The organism is Variovorax boronicumulans, from assembly GCF_030812215.1.
GTDB lineage: Bacteria > Pseudomonadota > Gammaproteobacteria > Burkholderiales > Burkholderiaceae_C > Variovorax > Variovorax boronicumulans_C.
In genome coordinates this window covers 1,063,424-1,079,460 of record NZ_JAUSSG010000001.1, presented here as the reverse complement: position 1 = coordinate 1,079,460, position 16,037 = coordinate 1,063,424, and the positions used below count along the sequence as shown (strand labels likewise).

The window sequence follows — 16,037 nt, the reverse complement described above, 5'->3', positions numbered from 1 at the left end:
CTTGCCGGCCGGCGTCTGCTGCTGGGTCACGTTGTCTTTACTTCTTGGCGGGTGCCTTGGCTGGGGCCTTGGCGGGTGCGGAACCTTGGGCCGGGGCATCGGTCGGGGCGCCGAGAGCCTTGGCGACGTTGGTGTCGAGCGCGCGCATCTTGGGTTCGATGCTGCCGCGGGTCTCGGCCACCAGCTTTTCCGTCAATGCGGTCTGCATCTTCGGATTCAGTTCCTGGTACTTCTTGCTGAGCGGCGAGTTGATCCAGGCCAACAGTTGCTTGAGCTCGTCTTCGCTGAAGTTCTGCTCGAGCAGCGGGGTCAGGGCGCCCGGTGCCAGTTGCACGGCCTTGTCGCGCACGATGGGATAGGCGTCGTCGAAGTACTTCTTCAGCTCGGCGTCGGCGGCCTTGGCGGCCGATTCGCGCTTGGCTTCGGGCACTTGCGTCTGCAGGTACTGCGAACCGGCTTGCGCGATCGGGGCGCTCGACTGCTCGACCAGGCCGCGCGCCAGCGACTCGATGCCGGGGCGCTGGATGTCGATGAACTGCTTGATCAGCGTGGCCTTGTCCTGGGCCATGGCGGCCATCGAACTGCTGGCCAAAGCTACCGTCAGAAGTGCGAGTTTGATTTTTTTCACTGAGGATTCTCCGTTGAAGATGTGGAAGTATCGTCTGCGTCCGGCTCGCTTTCGCCGTTCGCGTCGTTCTCGACGATACGTTGTAGCCCGCTGAGTTTGGCGCCTTCGTCAAGCCCGATCAGCGTGACGCCTTGCGTCGCGCGACCCAGTTCACGAATTTCGGCAACCCGGGTGCGCACAAGCACGCCCTTGTCGGTGATGAGCATGATCTCATCGTCCGCATGCACGAGGGTGGCGGCAACGACCTTGCCGTTGCGCTCACTCTGTTGAATCGCGATCATGCCTTTGGTTCCGCGGCCATGGCGCGTGTATTCCGTAATGCTTGTTCGCTTTCCGTAACCATTTTCCGTGGCGGTGAGCACGCTCTGCTGCTCATCCTCGGCCACCAGCATGGCGATCACACCCTGGCCAGGGTCGAGCGACATGCCGCGCACACCGCGCGCATTGCGGCCCAGCGGGCGGACGTCTTCCTCGTCGAAGCGTACGGCCTTGCCGCCGTCGCTGAAGAGCATCACGTCGTGCTTGCCGTCGGTGAGCGCGGCGCCGATCAGGTAGTCGCCCTCGTCGAGGTTCACGGCAATGATGCCGCCCTTGCGCGGGTTGTTGAATTCGTCGAGCGCGGTCTTCTTGACGGTGCCCATCGAGGTCGCCATGAACACGTACTGGTCGGCCGGAAAATTGCGCTTCTCGCCTGTCAGGGCAAGTGCGACGTTGATCTTCTCGCCCTCTTGCAGCGGGAACATGTTGACGATCGGCCGGCCACGCGAGCCGCGCGAACCCGCCGGCACTTCCCACACCTTGAGCCAGTAGAGCCGGCCGCGGTTGGAGAAGCACAGGATGTAGTCGTGCGTGTTGGCAATGAAGAGCTGGTCGATCCAGTCGTCTTCCTTCGTGGCGGTGGCCTGCTTGCCGCGGCCGCCGCGCTTCTGCGCGCGGTATTCGCCCAGCGGCTGGCTTTTGATGTAGCCGCTGTGCGAGAGCGTGACCACCATGTCGGTCGGGGTGATCAGGTCTTCGGTCGAGAGGTCGAACGCGCTGTGCTCGACCAGGCTGCGGCGTGCGCCGACCTTGCTCTGGCCGAACTCCTGCTTGATGGTGCCGAGTTCGTCGCCGATGATGACCGACACGCGTTCGGGCTTGGCCAGGATGTCGAGCAGGTCGTCGATCTCTGCCATCACGTCCTTGTACTCGGCAACGATCTTGTCCTGCTCGAGGCCTGTCAGGCGCTGCAGACGCATCTGCAGGATTTCTTGCGCCTGCGTGTCCGACAGGCGATAGAGACCGTCGCCGCCCATGCCGAATTCGCGCTCCAGGCCTTCGGGGCGGTAGTCGTCGGCGTTGATTACGCCGCCATCGGCGCGCGAACGCGTGAGCATCTCGCGCACCAGCTTGCTGTCCCAGCTGCGGGTCATCAGCTCGGCCTTGGCGACCGGCGGCGTGGGCGATTCGCGGATGATGCGGATGAACTCGTCGATGTTGGCGAGCGCCACCGCCAGGCCTTCGAGCACGTGGCCGCGTTCGCGGGCCTTGCGCAGCGTGAAGACGGTGCGGCGCGTGACGACTTCACGGCGGTGCTGCAGGAAGACCTCGATCAGGTCCTTCAGGTTGCACAGCTTGGGCTGGCCGTCGACCAGCGCCACCATGTTGATGCCGAAGGTGTCCTGCAGCTGCGTCTGCTTGTAGAGGTTGTTGAGCACCACCTCAGGCACTTCGCCGCGCTTGAGCTCGATCACCAGGCGCATGCCCGACTTGTCGGACTCGTCCTGGATGTGGCTGATGCCTTCGATCTTCTTCTCGTGCACCAGTTCGGCCATGCGCTCCTGCAGCGTCTTCTTGTTGACCTGGTAGGGCAGCTCGTCGACGATGATCGCCTGGCGCTGGCCGCGGTCGATGTCCTCGAAGTGGCACTTGGCGCGCATCACGACCTTGCCGCGGCCGGTGCGGTAGCCGTCTTTCACGCCATTGATGCCGTAGATGATGCCGGCGGTGGGGAAGTCGGGCGCTGGCACGATCTCCATCAGCTCGTCGATGGTCGCTTGCGGGTTGCGAAGCAGGTGGAGGCAGGCGTCCACCACTTCATTCAGGTTGTGCGGCGGAATATTGGTGGCCATGCCGACCGCAATACCGCCGGAGCCATTGACCAGCAAATTCGGCAACTGGCTCGGCAAAACTTTCGGTTCTTTTTCGGAGCCGTCGTAATTGTCCTGAAAGTCGACAGTTTCCTTGTCGATATCGGCCAGCATTTCATGCGCAATTTTGGCCAGCCGGATTTCCGTATAACGCATTGCGGCTGCGTTGTCTCCATCGACCGACCCGAAGTTGCCTTGGCCATCGACCAGCATGTGGCGCATGGAGAAGTCCTGCGCCAATCGCACGATGGTGTCGTAGACCGATTGGTCGCCGTGCGGGTGGTATTTACCGATCACGTCACCGACGATACGGGCCGACTTCTTGTACGGCCGGTTCCAGTCGTTGTTGAGCTCGTGCATGGCGTAGAGCACGCGCCGGTGCACGGGCTTGAGGCCGTCGCGTGCATCGGGGAGCGCCCGGCCCACGATCACGCTCATTGCGTAATCGAGATAGCTGCTGCGCATTTCCTCTTCGAGACTGATGGGCAGGGTTTCTTTGGCGAAGGATGTCATTGAGCGAGAGGCTGGCGGCAGGAAGGCGAAATTTTACGCTGTGAGGGGTGTCGCTCCGCCGCAACACAAGCTGGCTATTCCGCCTCCGTCCTACGCTTCGGGGGCGTCCGGCGGCCTGTTTGCCAAAGACCCTATGGCACAATCGTCTCAACGTTTTGGGTGGTGGTCACTTAAAGCGTCCTTGATTCGCAGCGCGGCTGCGGCTTTTTCCCCAAGAGGAGAACCATGAAGAAACTGAATAAAGTGGCGATGATGTTTGCAGTCGCTGCGCTCGCCACTGCCGCCGGCGCGCAGACCCGTGTCACCGCTGCGAACGGCGGTCCTACGATCGACAACTGGCAAAACGGCACCGGCGAACTGGTCTGGAAGAACGGCACGAACGAACTGTGCTGGCGTGATGCCAACTGGACGCCGGCTACCGCCGCCGCCGGTTGCGATGGCGCTCTGGTTCCCGCGGTTGCCGCTCCCACGCCTCCCGGCGTGACGCCTCCGGCTCCTGGCCAGCCGCCGGCTGTCGCCGCTTCGAAGGTGACCTTCGCTGCCGACGCATTCTTCGACTTCGACAAGTCGGTTCTGAAGCCTGAAGGTCGCGCCAAGCTGACCGACCTGGTCGAGAAGATCCGTGGCGTCAACCTCGAAGTGATCATTGCTGTGGGTCACACCGATTCGATCGGTACGGACGCTTACAACCAGCGTCTGTCGGTGCGTCGCGCCGAAGCCGTCAAGGCCTTCCTGGTCTCGAAGGGCATCGAACGCAACCGCGTCTACACCGAAGGCAAGGGCGAGAAGCAGCCAGTGGCTGACAATCGCACCAAGGAAGGCCGCGCCAAGAACCGTCGCGTGGAAATCGAAGTGGTCGGCACCCGCGCCAACTAATCAATCGATTCCATCGATGATGAAAACCCCGCCTCGGCGGGGTTTTTTTATGCCTGTCGAATTCGTTGGCAAACATTCGACAAGATCGCCCGGTGCATGTCGGCCATTGCCCGCTTCATAATTGCCATATGACAGAAAACGTGAATGCCGATCCGGCAGAACTCGCCAAGTTTTCAGAACTTGCGCATCGATGGTGGGATTTGGAGAGCGAATTCCGCCCGCTGCATGAAATCAATCCATTGCGCCTGGAATGGATTGACGGTATTGCACCAATTTCGCAGCGCCGTGTGGTCGATATCGGTTGCGGTGGCGGAATCCTGGCCGATTCGATGGCCCGAAAAGGAGCCGACGTGCTGGGCATCGATCTGGCGGGCAAGGCGCTCAAGGTCGCCCAGCTGCATGCGCTCGAAGCCGGTACGCGCGGCGTCAAGTACCGGGAGGTCAGCGCCGAAGCACTCGCCGCGGAACAGCCTGGCAGCTTCGATGTCGTCACCTGCATGGAAATGCTGGAGCACGTGCCAAAGCCGGCCTCGGTGATTCAGGCCTGTGCCACGCTCGTCAAGCCTGGTGGGTGGGTGTTCTTCTCGACCATCAATCGCAACCTGAAGTCCTTCGCGTTTGCGATCGTGGGCGCTGAATACATCCTTGGCATGCTGCCGCGCGGCACCCACGAATATGCGAAGCTGATTCGCCCCAGCGAGCTTGCGGCCTATTGTCGTGCGGCGGGCCTCGATCTGCGGCACACCCTCGGGATGGAGCACAACCCGCTGACCCGCCGGTACTGGCTCAGCGCTGATACCAGCGTCAACTACATGTTTGCTACGCAGAAGCCTCCGCTGTTGGGTTCGCAGAAATGACAGAGGTGTTCACGCAAGCCGTGCTGTTCGACCTCGACGGCACGTTGATCGATAGCGCGCCTGACCTGGGTGCTGCTGCCGACAAGATGCGAACGGATCGGGGCCTTGAGTCTTATCCTCTCGAACGCTATCGCCCGCATGCGGGTTCGGGTGCACGCGGCATGCTCGGTGTGGCGTTCGGCATCACGCCCGATTCCCCCGAATTCCTCGCGTTGCGAGAAGAATTTTTTGTCGCCTATGAGCGTCGCATGTTGCTCAATACGCGGGTGTTCGAGGGTGTCCAGGTGCTGATCGATGCCATCCAGGCGCGTGGTCTGCTCTGGGGGGTGGTCACCAATAAGTCGATGCGATTCACAGATCCCTTGACTCGTGCAATGCCGCTTTTCGCCAGCGCCGGCGCGATCGTGAGTGGCGACACCACGCCCTATGCCAAGCCGCACCCTGAACCGCTGTATGAAGCGGCGCGTCGATTGGGCGTCCCCTCCGAGGCGTGCATCTACGTGGGCGACGACGAACGCGACATTATTGCGGGCCGTGCGGCCGGCATGCGGACCGTGGCTGCCACCTATGGCTACATGGGTTCGCAGGCCGATGCCACGCTCTGGGAGGCTGATGCCTCAATCTCTTCGCCGATGGAGCTCTTGCATTTGCTCAATAGTGCCTAAAATAGAGCGCTTGGGGCTGCACTGGTTTCGACGTGGGTTCGGAGTCGCAGCGGGGCATGTCGAGCTGAATGCGCTCGTAAAACAGATTCAAACAAACTAACTGCAAACGACGAACGTTTCGCACTCGCTGCTTAATTGCCAGTGAGCTTTGCAACAGCAGGCCGATGGGCTGGGCAAGGGGGTGACAGAGCAATCTGAATCCTCCCGGCTGCAAAGATAATTACATGGGCTGGCTCCGATCCGGGTACCTTGGGTCGGGGCGAGAAAATAGGGTGCTGGCGTCCGGTTTAGCGTGTGACTGCGCGACTCCGGAAGCGAGACTCAAATCAGATCACTAAACATGTAGAACTGCGCGATGAAGGCTTGCGGACGGGGGTTCAAATCCCCCCAGCTCCACCACTCAACAAAACGGCAGTCGTTGTCATCAACGGCTGCCGTTTTTGCTTCAGCCTCTAGTCTCTCAAGTCAATGCGGCTCTGCCACTTGACTCGATCCCCGCGGAGTGCGGACTGGGTGTAGCTTGACCTGGGAGGTCAGTAGCACTGGAACAGCACGCCGGACTCTGCCGGTGCCTTGCCGATCCATTTCGGCGTCAAGCTCTTCGCACTGCAATAGTCCGCGGCCAGCGTGTAGCTCGGCGCACGCAGAACGCCTTCGCGGAACGGCACGATCTCGTTCGGGGCCGTACAGCCGGTGATGACGGTGGTGATCAAGGCAAGCGGAAGCAGGGTGGTGCGCCAATTCATCGGGGCATTCTAAGACGCGAGGTCCGAGCTCGTGCCGGGCTTGAGTCCGGGATAGAGATACCTGAAATACGCACCGGACTTGCCGAACAGTTGCTGCGCGAGCATTACCGGGTCTTCGCCCTTGTGCTTTTCGTAGAGCACCGGTCCCCAGATGATGAAGCCATCGATGCTGAGGGTCCTGGGAGCAGGCTCGATGGCCTTCCAGGCGTGCGCGAACTTCGAGATCCAGGCCAGGGCCTCGGTCAATGCGTGATTGGGGGCGGGAGCCATATCTTCGGTCGTAGACATTGCGACATCCTTGATGATGAAATGACTGTACAAATATACAGTAAAATCCTCTCATGGAAAACATCCCGGCCACCCTTTGGATCGCCGCTTGCGCGCATCGGTTGCGGCAGCGCTGGCACTCGGTCGATGCCTTGGAGCTTGAGGATATCGCGCGCACGCTTCGACGCGATGCGCGGCTGAGGGCCATGCCACCCGACGAGGCCGCCAACGATTGGCTCCGTCCTCTCACGGAAGCCTCGGCGCACGCGCCGGCCGCTTCATCCAGCCGGCTGCCTTCAGGGTGGTTACCGATTTCTCCTTGACGGGTCAGCCGTCCCCCGCCAGCCACCTGTGTGGGGTCCTTGATGCCATGCCAGCAGAAAGGCTTGAGCCCAGCTTCACCGCTGGGTTTTTTTTGCCCGATCGCGAGGCTATAGTCGGCCAGCGCTTTCACAGCGCAACCCCCCAAGAACCTTCGCAGATCCTCAAAGGACGTTCGTGCCGGATTCACTGACTTCCACGCTGACAAGCTACTACGACACGGTGCCCTACGACTCGCACCCGTTCCCACAGTCCGCGATGGAGCACCTGGAGGCGCTGGCCTTCCTGTTCGGCCTCGATGCGCCTGCTCCCGCCACCGCCCGCGTGCTCGAACTGGGTTGTGCGGCCGGCGGCAACCTGATTCCCTTCGCGGCACGCCATCCCGAAGCGCGTGCCCTCGGGGTCGACCTGTCGACCGTGCAGGTGTCGCAAGGCGCTGCGGCCATCGCCCATGCAGGCCTGTCGAATGTGGAGTTGAGGGCATTCAACATCGCCGACATCGACGCCTCGTTCGGCCAGTTCGACTACATCGTCTGTCATGGCGTCTACAGCTGGGTGCCGGGTCCTGTGCAGGACGCGATCATGCGCATCTGCTCGGAGAACCTCGCGCCGAACGGCGTGGCCTACGTGAGCTACAACGTGTACCCGGGCTGGAAGGCGCGCGAGATCGTGCGCGACGCGATGATCCTGCGCGGCGGCCCGCGCGACACGCCCGACGAGAAGCTGGCCTATGCACGCGGGATGCTGGAGTTCCTCGAACAGTCGGCGCGCCCGGACAGCGTGCTCAGGAAGACGCTCGAAGAGACCATGCCGATCGTGCGCAACGCCAACAGCTCGTACCTGCTGCACGAGTTCCTCGAGCCGTGCAACGCGCCGTGCTACTTCAAGGAATTCGCCGCGCGCGCCGATTCCCATGGCCTGGCCTACCTGTGCGATGCCGAGCCTTCGACCATGTTCGTGCAGAACTACGGCGAGAAGGTGCGCGATCCGCTGCTGCGCGAGTGCGGCGGCAGCCAGATCATGATGGAGCAATACCTCGATTTCCTGGTCAACCGCACCTTCCGGCAGACCCTGCTGGTCAAGCAGGAGCGTGCCAGGGACATCCGCTACCGCCTCGATCCGGCACGTATCCGCGTCCTGGAATTCGCCGGCGTGTTCACCACCGAGGACGGTGGCGCATTGACGCTCGATGCGCGCGAGCAGCCCTGCCATGCGATGCGCAACCTCAAGGTCACGCTGCGCCTGCCCGCGCACAAGGCCGTGGCGCAGGTGCTCGAGACGCGCTATCCGGCGTCGGTGTCGGCCGAAGCCCTGATCGATGCCGTGGCAAAGCTCACCGGCGAGCCACGCGATGCGGTCGAACGCGTCGTGCTGGCCATGCTCGAGGAACTGGTGATCCTTGGCGCCCTGCGGTTCCGTCGCACGCCGGTATCTGCGGCGACCGAGGTGTCCAGTCTTCCGCAGGCCCTGGCCACCGTGCGGGGCGCCCCCGGCCTGGCGCTCACGGCCGGTGCCAATGCCCAGGCCTGCAACCAGTGGCACGAGCCGGTGGGTCTCACCCTGCTGGAGCGCAGCCTGCTGCCGCTGCTCGACGGCGCGCATTCGCACGAAGCGCTCGCAGAGCACCTGGCCGGTGAAGTGCGGGCCGATCGCCTGCGCTTCATCAAGGACGAGAAGCCGCTGACCGAGCCCCAGGCGCTGAAGGAATTCGCGCATGAGCAGGTGGCGCTGGCCCTGAAGGACCTGCGGCGCAAGGCACTGCTCACGGCCTGACTGTTCCCCATTCCCTCGTTCTTCATCCAACTCAAAGAGGAGACTTCCCATGCAGCAATCCCAATGGACCCCGACACTGCGTGCCGCCGTCGCAGCCGCGCTCGCGCTTGCAGCAGCGGGCGCATCGCAGGCCGCCTCGCAGGCGCCGGTCGCGGCCGAGCACGGCATGGTCGTGAGCGCGCAGCACCTGGCCACCAAGGTCGGCGTCGATGTGCTCAAGCGCGGCGGCAATGCGGTCGATGCGGCCGTGGCCGTGGGCTATGCGCTGGCGGTGGTGTACCCGGCGGCGGGCAACCTGGGCGGTGGCGGCTTCATGACCGTGCAGTTGGCCGATGGCCGCAAGACTTTCCTCGACTTCCGCGAGAAGGCACCCCTGGCCGCCACGGCCAACATGTACCTGGACAAGGACGGCAACGTCATCAAGGGCCTGAGCACCAACGGCCATCTCGCCGTGGGCGTGCCGGGCTCGGTGTCGGGCATGGAATACGCGCGCGAGAAGTACGGCACGATGAAGCGCGCCGACCTCATCGCTCCCTCGATCCAGCTGGCCGACAAGGGCTTCGCGCTGGAGCAAGGCGACATCGACATGCTGTGGACCTCCACCGCCGATTTCCAGAAGGACCCGGTCTCCGGCGCGATCTTCCTGAACAAGGGCCAGCCCTTCCAGGTCGGCCAGAAGCTGGTGCAGAAAGACCTCGCAAAAACGCTGAAGGAAATCAGCGCCAAGGGCACCGACGGCTTCTACAAGGGCTGGGTCGGCAAGGCCATCGTGGCATCGAGCCAGGCCGGCAAGGGCATCATCACGCAGGCCGACCTCGACCAGTACAAGACGCGCGAACTCGCGCCGGTCGAATGCGACTACCGCGGCTACCGCGTGGTGTCGGCGCCGCCCCCGAGTTCGGGCGGCGTGATCATCTGCGAGATGCTCAACATCCTGGAGGGCTATCCGCTCAAGGACCTGGGCTTCCGCTCGGCGCAGTCGGTGCACTATCAAATCGAAGCCATGCGCCACGCCTACGTGGACCGCAACAGCTACCTGGGCGACCCCGACTTCGTCAAGAACCCGCTCGACCGCCTGCTCGACAAGGGCTACGCCGAGAAGATCCGCGCGGCCATCGACCCGAAGAAGGCCGGTGTCTCCAAGGACATCAAGCCGGGCGTCGCGCCGCACGAGGGCAGCAACACCACCCACTACTCGATCACCGACCAGTGGGGCAATGCGGTCTCGGTCACCTACACGCTGAACGACTGGTTCGGCGCCAAGGTCACGGCCGACAAGACCGGCGTGCTGCTGAACAACGAGATGGACGACTTCACCTCCAAGATCGGCGTGCCCAACATGTACGGCCTGGTGCAGGGCGAGGCCAACGCCATCGCCCCGGGCAAGCGCCCGCTGAGCTCGATGAGCCCGACCATCGTCTCCAAGGACGGCAAGCCGGTGTTCGTGGTCGGCACGCCCGGCGGCAGCCGCATCATCACGGCGGTGCTGCACACGATCCTGAACGTGGTCGACTACGGCATGAACGTGCAGGAAGCCGTCGATGCGCCGCGCTTCCACCAGCAATGGCTGCCTGACGTCACCAACGTCGAGACCTTTGCGCTGAGCCCCGACACCCGCAAGATCCTGACCGACATGGGCCACAACCTCGGGGTGCCGCAGCCTGCCAACCACCTCGCGGCGATCATCGTCGGCGCGCCGTCGCTGGGTGGCAAGCCGGTCGGTGCCAACCGCTTCTACGGCGCGAACGATCCGCGCCGCAACACCGGTTTGGCTGCCGGTTACTGATCCTGCAAACTCAGGGGCGGCCGTGCCACGCTGGCGCGGCCGCCTTTTTCATTTCCCATGCACCTGCAAGACATCCTCTACACCCAGGGCTTCGGCACGCGACGCGTGTGCGCGGGGCTGGTCCAGCAAGGCCACGTGACCATCGGCGGCAAGGCCGAGACGGACCCATTCGCCGACCTCGACCCCGAAGGCCTGCTCTGCACCGTGCAGGGCACGCCATGGGCCTACCACGAGAAGGCCTACCTGATGCTGCACAAGCCGGCCGGCACCGAGTGCTCGCAGAAGCCCTCGACCTACCCGAGCATCTACACGCTGCTGCCGTCGCCGCTGCGGCTTCGGCCCAACAAGGGCGCGGTGCAGGGCGTGCAGGCGATCGGCCGGCTCGACCAGGACACCACCGGCCTCCTGCTGATGACCGACGACGGCCAGTTCATCCACAAGATGGGCTCGCCCAAGCACCATGTGCCCAAGGTCTACGAAGTGACGGCCAAGCATCCGGTGGACGAGGCGCAGATCGCCAAGCTGCTCGCCGGCGTTGTGCTCGACGACGACCCGAAGCCGGTGCGCGCGGCCGCCTGCGAATCCGACAGCCCGCTGCACCTGCGGCTCACCCTCACCGAGGGCAAGTACCACCAGGTCAAGCGCATGCTGGCCGCGGTGGGCAACCGGGTCGAGGGATTGCACCGTTCGCGCATCGGCGACCTTGCGCTGCCCGAGGACCTGGCGCCGGGACAGTGGCGCTGGCTGACGGCCGAAGAGGTCGCTGCGCTGCGTGCGCCGGCCAAGCCCGCCAAACCGCCAAAGTAGAGGCAGAAGGGGGCAGAAAGAGCGCCGGAGCGGTCAGCCAGCCTTCAGGGCCGACCGTTAAGATCCTCAGCTCTTTCCCGGAACCTTCCCCTTGCGACTCCCAGCCCGCCCGAACGGCCGCATCGCGGCCTTCCTGTTTTCTTCCCTGACAGCCCTTTCAGCCCTGCTGGTCCATGCGACCGCCGCCGCTGCGCCGCCGGAGCCTCCGCCGATCTTCGTTCTCAACTCGCTGGACGCCAACGTCAGCGTGATCAATCCGGTCGACTGGACCGAGAAGCTGCGCATTCCCACTGGCAAGGAGCCGCACCACATCTACATGACGCCCGACGAAAAGTCGGTCATCGTGGCCAACTCGGCGGGCGATTCGCTCACCTTCCTCAACCCGAAGACGGCGGAAGTGCAGCGGGTGGTCTACGGCATCATCGATCCGTACCAGCTGCAGTTCTCGCGCGACATGAAGTGGTTCGTCACCGCGGGCAACCGCCTGAACCACGTGGACGTGTACCGCTGGGACGGCAAGGACCTCAAGCTCGCCAAGCGCATCGCCTCGGGCAAGACGCCCAGCCACATCTGGATCGACAACACCAGCACCATCGCCTACGTGACGATGCAGGACAGCGACGAGATGATCGCCGTCGACCTGCCCACGCAGACCATCCGCTGGCGCGTGGCCACTGGCGCCATGCCGGCCGACATCTACGGCATCCATAACGACAAGACCCTGCTCGTGGGCCTGACCGGCAGCGACGGCGTGCAGGTGTTCGACGTGGCCGGCACCGAGCCCAAGCTGGTCGGCAAGATCCCGACCGGAAAGGGCGCACACGCCTTCCGCTCGGCCGGCGACGGCAAGAGCGTGTTCGTGAGCAACCGCGTGGCCAACACCATCAGCCGCATCGACATTGCGACGCTCAAGGTCAGCGCCACCTACGCGGTGCCCGGCGGCCCCGACTGCATGGACGTGTCGGCCGACGGCAAGACGCTGTACGTCACCTCGCGCTGGGCCAAGAAGCTCACCGTGGTCGACCTCGCCACGCAGAAGGTGGTGCGGCAAGTCAATGTCGGCCGCTCGCCCCACGGCGTCTGGACCCTTGACCATGCCAAGCGCATCTAGCCGCGCCCGCCGGGCCGTCGCGCTGGCGATGGCTGTTTCCGTCGTCCCCGCCGCCTGGGCGCAGGGCGGCGCGTGCGAAAAGCCGGTCTACCTGACCTTCGACACCGGCCACATGGGCATCGCCCCGCTGGTGGCCGAGGTGCTCAAGCGCCAGGACGTGCGCGTCACCTTCTTTGCCGCCGCCGAACGCACCGTCACCGACGGCGACAGCCTTGACAACCACTGGGCGCCGTGGTGGAAGGCGAGGGCGGCCGAGGGCAACGAGTTCGCCTCGCACACCTACGACCACACCTACTGGCGCGCCGACCTGAAGGGCACCACGCCGACCTTCCGCGTGAAGCCTTCGGCGGGTGCGTTCGCCGGCCGCGAGTTCACCTGGACCGCCGCCGAGTACTGCGCCAACATCAGCAAGGCCTCCGATCGCCTGGCGCTCATCACCGGCAAGAAGCCGCTGCCGCTGTACCGTGCGCCGGGCGGCAAGACCTCGCCCAAGCTGCTGGCTGCGGCCAAGGCCTGTGGCTACGAGCACGTGGGCTGGGCGCCCGCTGGCTTCCTCGGCGACGAGCTGCCGAGCGAGAAATTCAGCAACGAAAAACTGCTGACGCAGGCGCTGGACACCATCCGCCCTGGCGACATCCTGCTCGCGCACCTGGGCATCTGGTCGCGCAAGGACCCGTGGGCGCCGGCCAATCTCGAGCCGCTGATCGTCGGCCTGAAGGCCAAGGGCTTCTGCTTCCAGACCCTGCGCCAGCACCCGGATTACCGCGCCTGGATCGCATCCCATCCCTGAGGCGGCTCTCGTGATCGACTGGTTGACGGACCTTTTCTCCGCCCTGCAGGGCTGGTTCTTCGAGACGGCGGTGCAGCCGCTGGTGTACGCCGTCGGCCTGGGCGGCTGGACCGAGGACGCCTTCGACGCCACCGGCTGGCTGCTGGTCGGGTTCATCCAGATCGTCGTGCTGCTCGCTGTGATCGGACCGCTGCAGCGCTGGCGCGCGGTGGAGCCGGTGGTCGACCGCCACGCGATCCGCATCGACGTGCTCTACACGTTGATCCACCGGCTTGGGTTGTTCCGCCTGGCTCTGTTTTTCACACTGCAGCCCTTCTTTGACGATGCGCTGGGGAGCCTGCGCACGGCGGGTTGGGGCACCTTTCACCTCGACGAAGTCTGGCCCGGCGTGACCGACGTGCCGGTGGTGGCCTTTGCCATCTACCTCGTGGTGCTCGACTTCGTGGGCTACTGGATCCACCGCGGCCAGCACCAGTTCAACTGGTGGTGGGGCCTGCATTCGCTGCACCACTCGCAGCGCCAGATGACGATGTGGAGCGACGACCGCAACCACCTGCTCGACGACATCGTTCACGACGCGATCATCGTCGTCGTGGCGCAGCTGATCGGCGTGGCGCCGGGGCAGTTCATCGCATTCGTCGCCTTCACGCAGCTCAGCGAAAGCCTGCAGCACGCGAACCTGAAGCTCAGCTTCGGCGCCATCGGCGAGCGGCTCTGGATCAGCCCGCGCTTCCACCGGCTGCACCACAGCATCGGCCTTGGCCATGAGTCGAACGGCAAGAGCACGCTGGGTGGCCACAATTTCGGCGTGCTGCTGCCGTGGTGGGACATGCTGTTCCGCACCGCGAACTTCGAGGACCGCTACGACCCGACCGGTATCCGCGATCAGGTCGAGCCGGACGAAAGCGGCCGCACGCGCGACTACGGCCGTGGCTTCTGGGCGCAGCAGTGGCTGGGCCTCAAACGCATGGTCGGCCGCGGCTGAATCGCTGCCGGAATCGCCCCGGGCCCGATCCCAGGCGTTATCCTCGCTGCCTCATGCGCCTGCTCCTCGACTCCTTCTGGCGCGCGGTCGCCTACTGCATGCTGCCGCGCGTGATCGTGCTGTCGCTGCTGCCACTGGGCCTGATGGTGCTGCTGGCCGCGGGGCTCGGCTATTTCTATTGGGACTCGGCCGTCACCTGGACGCGCAGCGCGCTCGACGCCTGGCCGTTGCTCGCGAGTTTCTGGGCCTGGATCGGGCGGCTTTTTTCGGGCGACGTGACCTTCGTGCTGGCCTCGCTGGTGGTGGTTTTCGCCGCCACGCCGCTGATCGTGGTGGTGTCGCTCCTGATCGTGGCGGGCCTGATGTCCCCGGCGCTCACCAAGCTCGTGGGCGAGCGCCGCTTTCCGTCGCTGGAACAGAAGAAGGGCGCCTCGTTCCTCGGCAGCGTGGCCCGTTCGCTCGGCGTGACCCTCCTCGCGCTGCTGGCACTGGTGGTCTCGATGCCGCTCTGGCTCATTCCGCCGCTGGTGCTGATTCTTCCGCCGCTCATCTGGGGCTGGCTCACCTACCGCGTCATGAGCTTCGATGCGCTCGCCGAGCACGCGAGCCCCGAGGAGCGCGCCACGCTGCTGCGCGCGCATCGGCTGCCACTCCTGTGCATCGGCGTGCTGTGCGGTTACCTCGGTGCCGCACCGAGCATCGTCTGGGCTTCGGGATTGCTGTTCGCCGCCGCCTTCTTCGTGCTGGTGCCGATCGCCATCTGGATCTACACATTGGTCTTCGCCTTCTCGGCACTCTGGTTCGCACACTATTGCCTCGATGCCCTGGCCCAGCTGCGCACGCAGCGCGCCGCGGCGCTGGCCTCAGCCGGAGGCGGCACGCCCGCCCTCGAGGCGGCCGAAGCCAACCAGGCCGCTCTTTCTCAATGGGGTTCACCATGACACGCGCATTCGGTCTCATCGTCGTCGGCGACGAGATCCTCTCCGGCAAGCGCGCCGACAAGCACATGCCCAAGGTCATCGAGCTGCTTGCCGCACGCGGCCTGCAGCTGGGCTGGGCGGAATACGTGGGCGACGAGCCCACGCGCATCACCGCCGCGCTCATGCGCGCATTCGCCTCGGGCGACATCGTGTTCTCGACCGGCGGCATCGGCGCCACGCCCGACGACCACACCCGCCAGTGCGCCGCCAAGGCGCTGCGCGTGCCGCTCGCGCTGCACCCCGAAGCCGAGGTGCTGATCCGCGAACGCATGCAGGACACGGCCAAGGAGCAGGGCGTGCCCTACGAGCCCGACCGGCCCGACAACATCCACCGCCTCAACATGGGCGTATTTCCGCAGGGCGCGACGATCATCCGGAACCCCTACAACAAGATCCCGGGCTTCAGCGTCGACCATGTGCATTTCGTGCCGGGCTTCCCGGTCATGGCCTGGCCGATGATCGAATCGGTGCTCGACAGCCGTTATGCCGAGCTTTTCACCCGCAACGCCATCGCCGAGAAGTCCGTGATCGTTTTCGGTGCGATGGAAGCCACCCTCACGCCCCTGATGCAGGCCATCGAGGAGACCCACGCGGGCATCAAGGTGTTCAGCCTGCCCAGCGTCGATCACCCTCAATACGGCCGTCACATCGAGTTGGGCGTCAAAGGCGACCCCGGCCGGCTCGATGCGGCCTATACCCAGCTGATCGAAGGGTTGCACACTTTCGATGCCAAGCTTGGCCCAGAATTGGTGCGTTAAAAGTCAATGCACCATATTGGTGATTCTTCGCCCGTATTTAAGCGG

At 64.4% G+C, this 16,037-nt stretch carries 16 protein-coding genes and 1 other RNA gene; 13 read left to right on the top strand and 4 right to left on the bottom strand.

The features are described from left to right. Positions 1–37 precede the first annotated feature (37 nt). Both J2W23_RS05100 and gyrA read right to left on the bottom strand, forming a co-directional pair. The gene (locus J2W23_RS05100) at positions 38–628 is read right to left on the bottom strand and encodes a DUF2059 domain-containing protein (protein ID WP_176658752.1); all 591 of its coding nucleotides are present in this window, start codon (positions 626–628) and stop codon (positions 38–40) included. Then, positions 625–3,270, bottom strand: a complete 2,646-nt coding sequence (gene gyrA / locus J2W23_RS05095) for a DNA gyrase subunit A (RefSeq protein WP_176658751.1) — start codon at positions 3,268–3,270, stop codon at positions 625–627. Before gyrA ends, J2W23_RS05100 begins: the two co-directional genes overlap by 4 nt. 225 nt (positions 3,271–3,495) lie before the next feature. Here gyrA and ompA point away from each other — a divergent pair, with 225 nt between their 5' ends. The 4 genes from ompA to ssrA all read left to right on the top strand — a co-directional run bounded on the left by ompA (position 3,496) and on the right by ssrA (position 6,067). Further along, entirely contained in the window at positions 3,496–4,146 is a 651-nt protein-coding gene (gene ompA / locus J2W23_RS05090; protein WP_176658750.1) for an outer membrane protein OmpA, read from the top strand. 128 nt (positions 4,147–4,274) lie between these two features. Next, positions 4,275–5,003 (top strand): bifunctional 2-polyprenyl-6-hydroxyphenol methylase/3-demethylubiquinol 3-O-methyltransferase UbiG, encoded by a 729-nt coding sequence (ubiG, locus tag J2W23_RS05085; RefSeq protein ID WP_307647891.1) that lies wholly within the window; start codon positions 4,275–4,277, stop codon positions 5,001–5,003. Then, positions 5,000–5,668: an HAD-IA family hydrolase gene (locus tag J2W23_RS05080; protein ID WP_307647890.1), complete on the top strand. Its 669-nt coding sequence runs from the start codon at positions 5,000–5,002 to the stop codon at positions 5,666–5,668. The genes ubiG and J2W23_RS05080 overlap by 4 nt, the downstream gene beginning before the upstream one ends. Positions 5,669–5,680: 12 nt before the next feature. Next, positions 5,681–6,067: a transfer-messenger RNA gene (ssrA, locus tag J2W23_RS05075) on the top strand. A gap of 134 nt (positions 6,068–6,201) precedes the next feature. Here ssrA and J2W23_RS05070 read toward each other — a convergent pair. After that, positions 6,202–6,414: a hypothetical protein gene (locus J2W23_RS05070; RefSeq protein WP_176658747.1), complete on the bottom strand. Its 213-nt coding sequence runs from the start codon at positions 6,412–6,414 to the stop codon at positions 6,202–6,204. Between the two features lie 9 nt (positions 6,415–6,423). Next, entirely contained in the window at positions 6,424–6,702 is a 279-nt protein-coding gene (locus tag J2W23_RS05065) for a hypothetical protein (protein ID WP_307647889.1), read from the bottom strand. A 53-nt stretch (positions 6,703–6,755) separates the two neighbouring features. Here J2W23_RS05065 and J2W23_RS05060 point away from each other — a divergent pair, with 53 nt between their 5' ends. The 9 genes from J2W23_RS05060 (at position 6,756) to J2W23_RS05020 (ending at position 15,992) form a co-directional block, all read left to right on the top strand. Then, complete coding sequence (locus tag J2W23_RS05060; RefSeq protein WP_307647888.1) at positions 6,756–7,004, top strand: hypothetical protein; 249 nt, start codon at positions 6,756–6,758, stop codon at positions 7,002–7,004. Between the two features lie 175 nt (positions 7,005–7,179). Beyond that, entirely contained in the window at positions 7,180–8,775 is a 1,596-nt protein-coding gene (locus J2W23_RS05055; RefSeq protein ID WP_307647887.1) for a class I SAM-dependent methyltransferase, read from the top strand. Between the two features lie 49 nt (positions 8,776–8,824). Continuing rightward, entirely contained in the window at positions 8,825–10,561 is a 1,737-nt protein-coding gene (ggt, locus tag J2W23_RS05050) for a gamma-glutamyltransferase (RefSeq protein WP_307647886.1), read from the top strand. 57 nt (positions 10,562–10,618) lie between these two features. Then, entirely contained in the window at positions 10,619–11,368 is a 750-nt protein-coding gene (locus J2W23_RS05045; protein WP_307647885.1) for a pseudouridine synthase, read from the top strand. A 91-nt stretch (positions 11,369–11,459) separates the two neighbouring features. After that, complete coding sequence (locus J2W23_RS05040; protein WP_307647884.1) at positions 11,460–12,479, top strand: YncE family protein; 1,020 nt, start codon at positions 11,460–11,462, stop codon at positions 12,477–12,479. Continuing rightward, positions 12,463–13,269 carry a polysaccharide deacetylase family protein gene (locus J2W23_RS05035; RefSeq protein ID WP_307647883.1) on the top strand — a complete coding sequence of 269 codons (807 nt, stop codon included), beginning with the start codon at positions 12,463–12,465 and terminating at the stop codon, positions 13,267–13,269. The genes J2W23_RS05040 and J2W23_RS05035 overlap by 17 nt, the downstream gene beginning before the upstream one ends. Before the next feature lie 10 nt (positions 13,270–13,279). Then, positions 13,280–14,254, top strand: a complete 975-nt coding sequence (locus J2W23_RS05030) for a sterol desaturase family protein (RefSeq protein ID WP_176658740.1) — start codon at positions 13,280–13,282, stop codon at positions 14,252–14,254. 53 nt (positions 14,255–14,307) lie between these two features. After that, positions 14,308–15,195 (top strand): EI24 domain-containing protein, encoded by an 888-nt coding sequence (locus tag J2W23_RS05025; RefSeq protein WP_176658739.1) that lies wholly within the window; start codon positions 14,308–14,310, stop codon positions 15,193–15,195. Beyond that, positions 15,192–15,992 carry a competence/damage-inducible protein A gene (locus J2W23_RS05020; protein WP_176658738.1) on the top strand — a complete coding sequence of 267 codons (801 nt, stop codon included), beginning with the start codon at positions 15,192–15,194 and terminating at the stop codon, positions 15,990–15,992. The genes J2W23_RS05025 and J2W23_RS05020 overlap by 4 nt, the downstream gene beginning before the upstream one ends. Positions 15,993–16,037: the final 45 nt, after the last annotated feature.

Bases quoted from the DNA above. Each gene is read 5' to 3' on its own strand.
- gyrA (WP_176658751.1), bottom strand. From the start codon at position 3,270: ATGACATCCTTCGCCAAAGAAACCCTGCCCATCAGTCTCGAAGAGGAA.
- ompA (WP_176658750.1), top strand. From the start codon at position 3,496: ATGAAGAAACTGAATAAAGTGGCGATGATGTTTGCAGTCGCTGCGCTC.
- ubiG (WP_307647891.1), top strand. From the start codon at position 4,275: ATGACAGAAAACGTGAATGCCGATCCGGCAGAACTCGCCAAGTTTTCA.
- J2W23_RS05080 (WP_307647890.1), top strand. From the start codon at position 5,000: ATGACAGAGGTGTTCACGCAAGCCGTGCTGTTCGACCTCGACGGCACG.
- J2W23_RS05070 (WP_176658747.1), bottom strand. From the start codon at position 6,414: ATGAATTGGCGCACCACCCTGCTTCCGCTTGCCTTGATCACCACCGTC.
- J2W23_RS05065 (WP_307647889.1), bottom strand. From the start codon at position 6,702: ATGTCTACGACCGAAGATATGGCTCCCGCCCCCAATCACGCATTGACC.
- J2W23_RS05060 (WP_307647888.1), top strand. From the start codon at position 6,756: ATGGAAAACATCCCGGCCACCCTTTGGATCGCCGCTTGCGCGCATCGG.
- ggt (WP_307647886.1), top strand. From the start codon at position 8,825: ATGCAGCAATCCCAATGGACCCCGACACTGCGTGCCGCCGTCGCAGCC.
- J2W23_RS05045 (WP_307647885.1), top strand. From the start codon at position 10,619: ATGCACCTGCAAGACATCCTCTACACCCAGGGCTTCGGCACGCGACGC.
- J2W23_RS05035 (WP_307647883.1), top strand. From the start codon at position 12,463: ATGCCAAGCGCATCTAGCCGCGCCCGCCGGGCCGTCGCGCTGGCGATG.
- J2W23_RS05025 (WP_176658739.1), top strand. From the start codon at position 14,308: ATGCGCCTGCTCCTCGACTCCTTCTGGCGCGCGGTCGCCTACTGCATG.
- J2W23_RS05020 (WP_176658738.1), top strand. From the start codon at position 15,192: ATGACACGCGCATTCGGTCTCATCGTCGTCGGCGACGAGATCCTCTCC.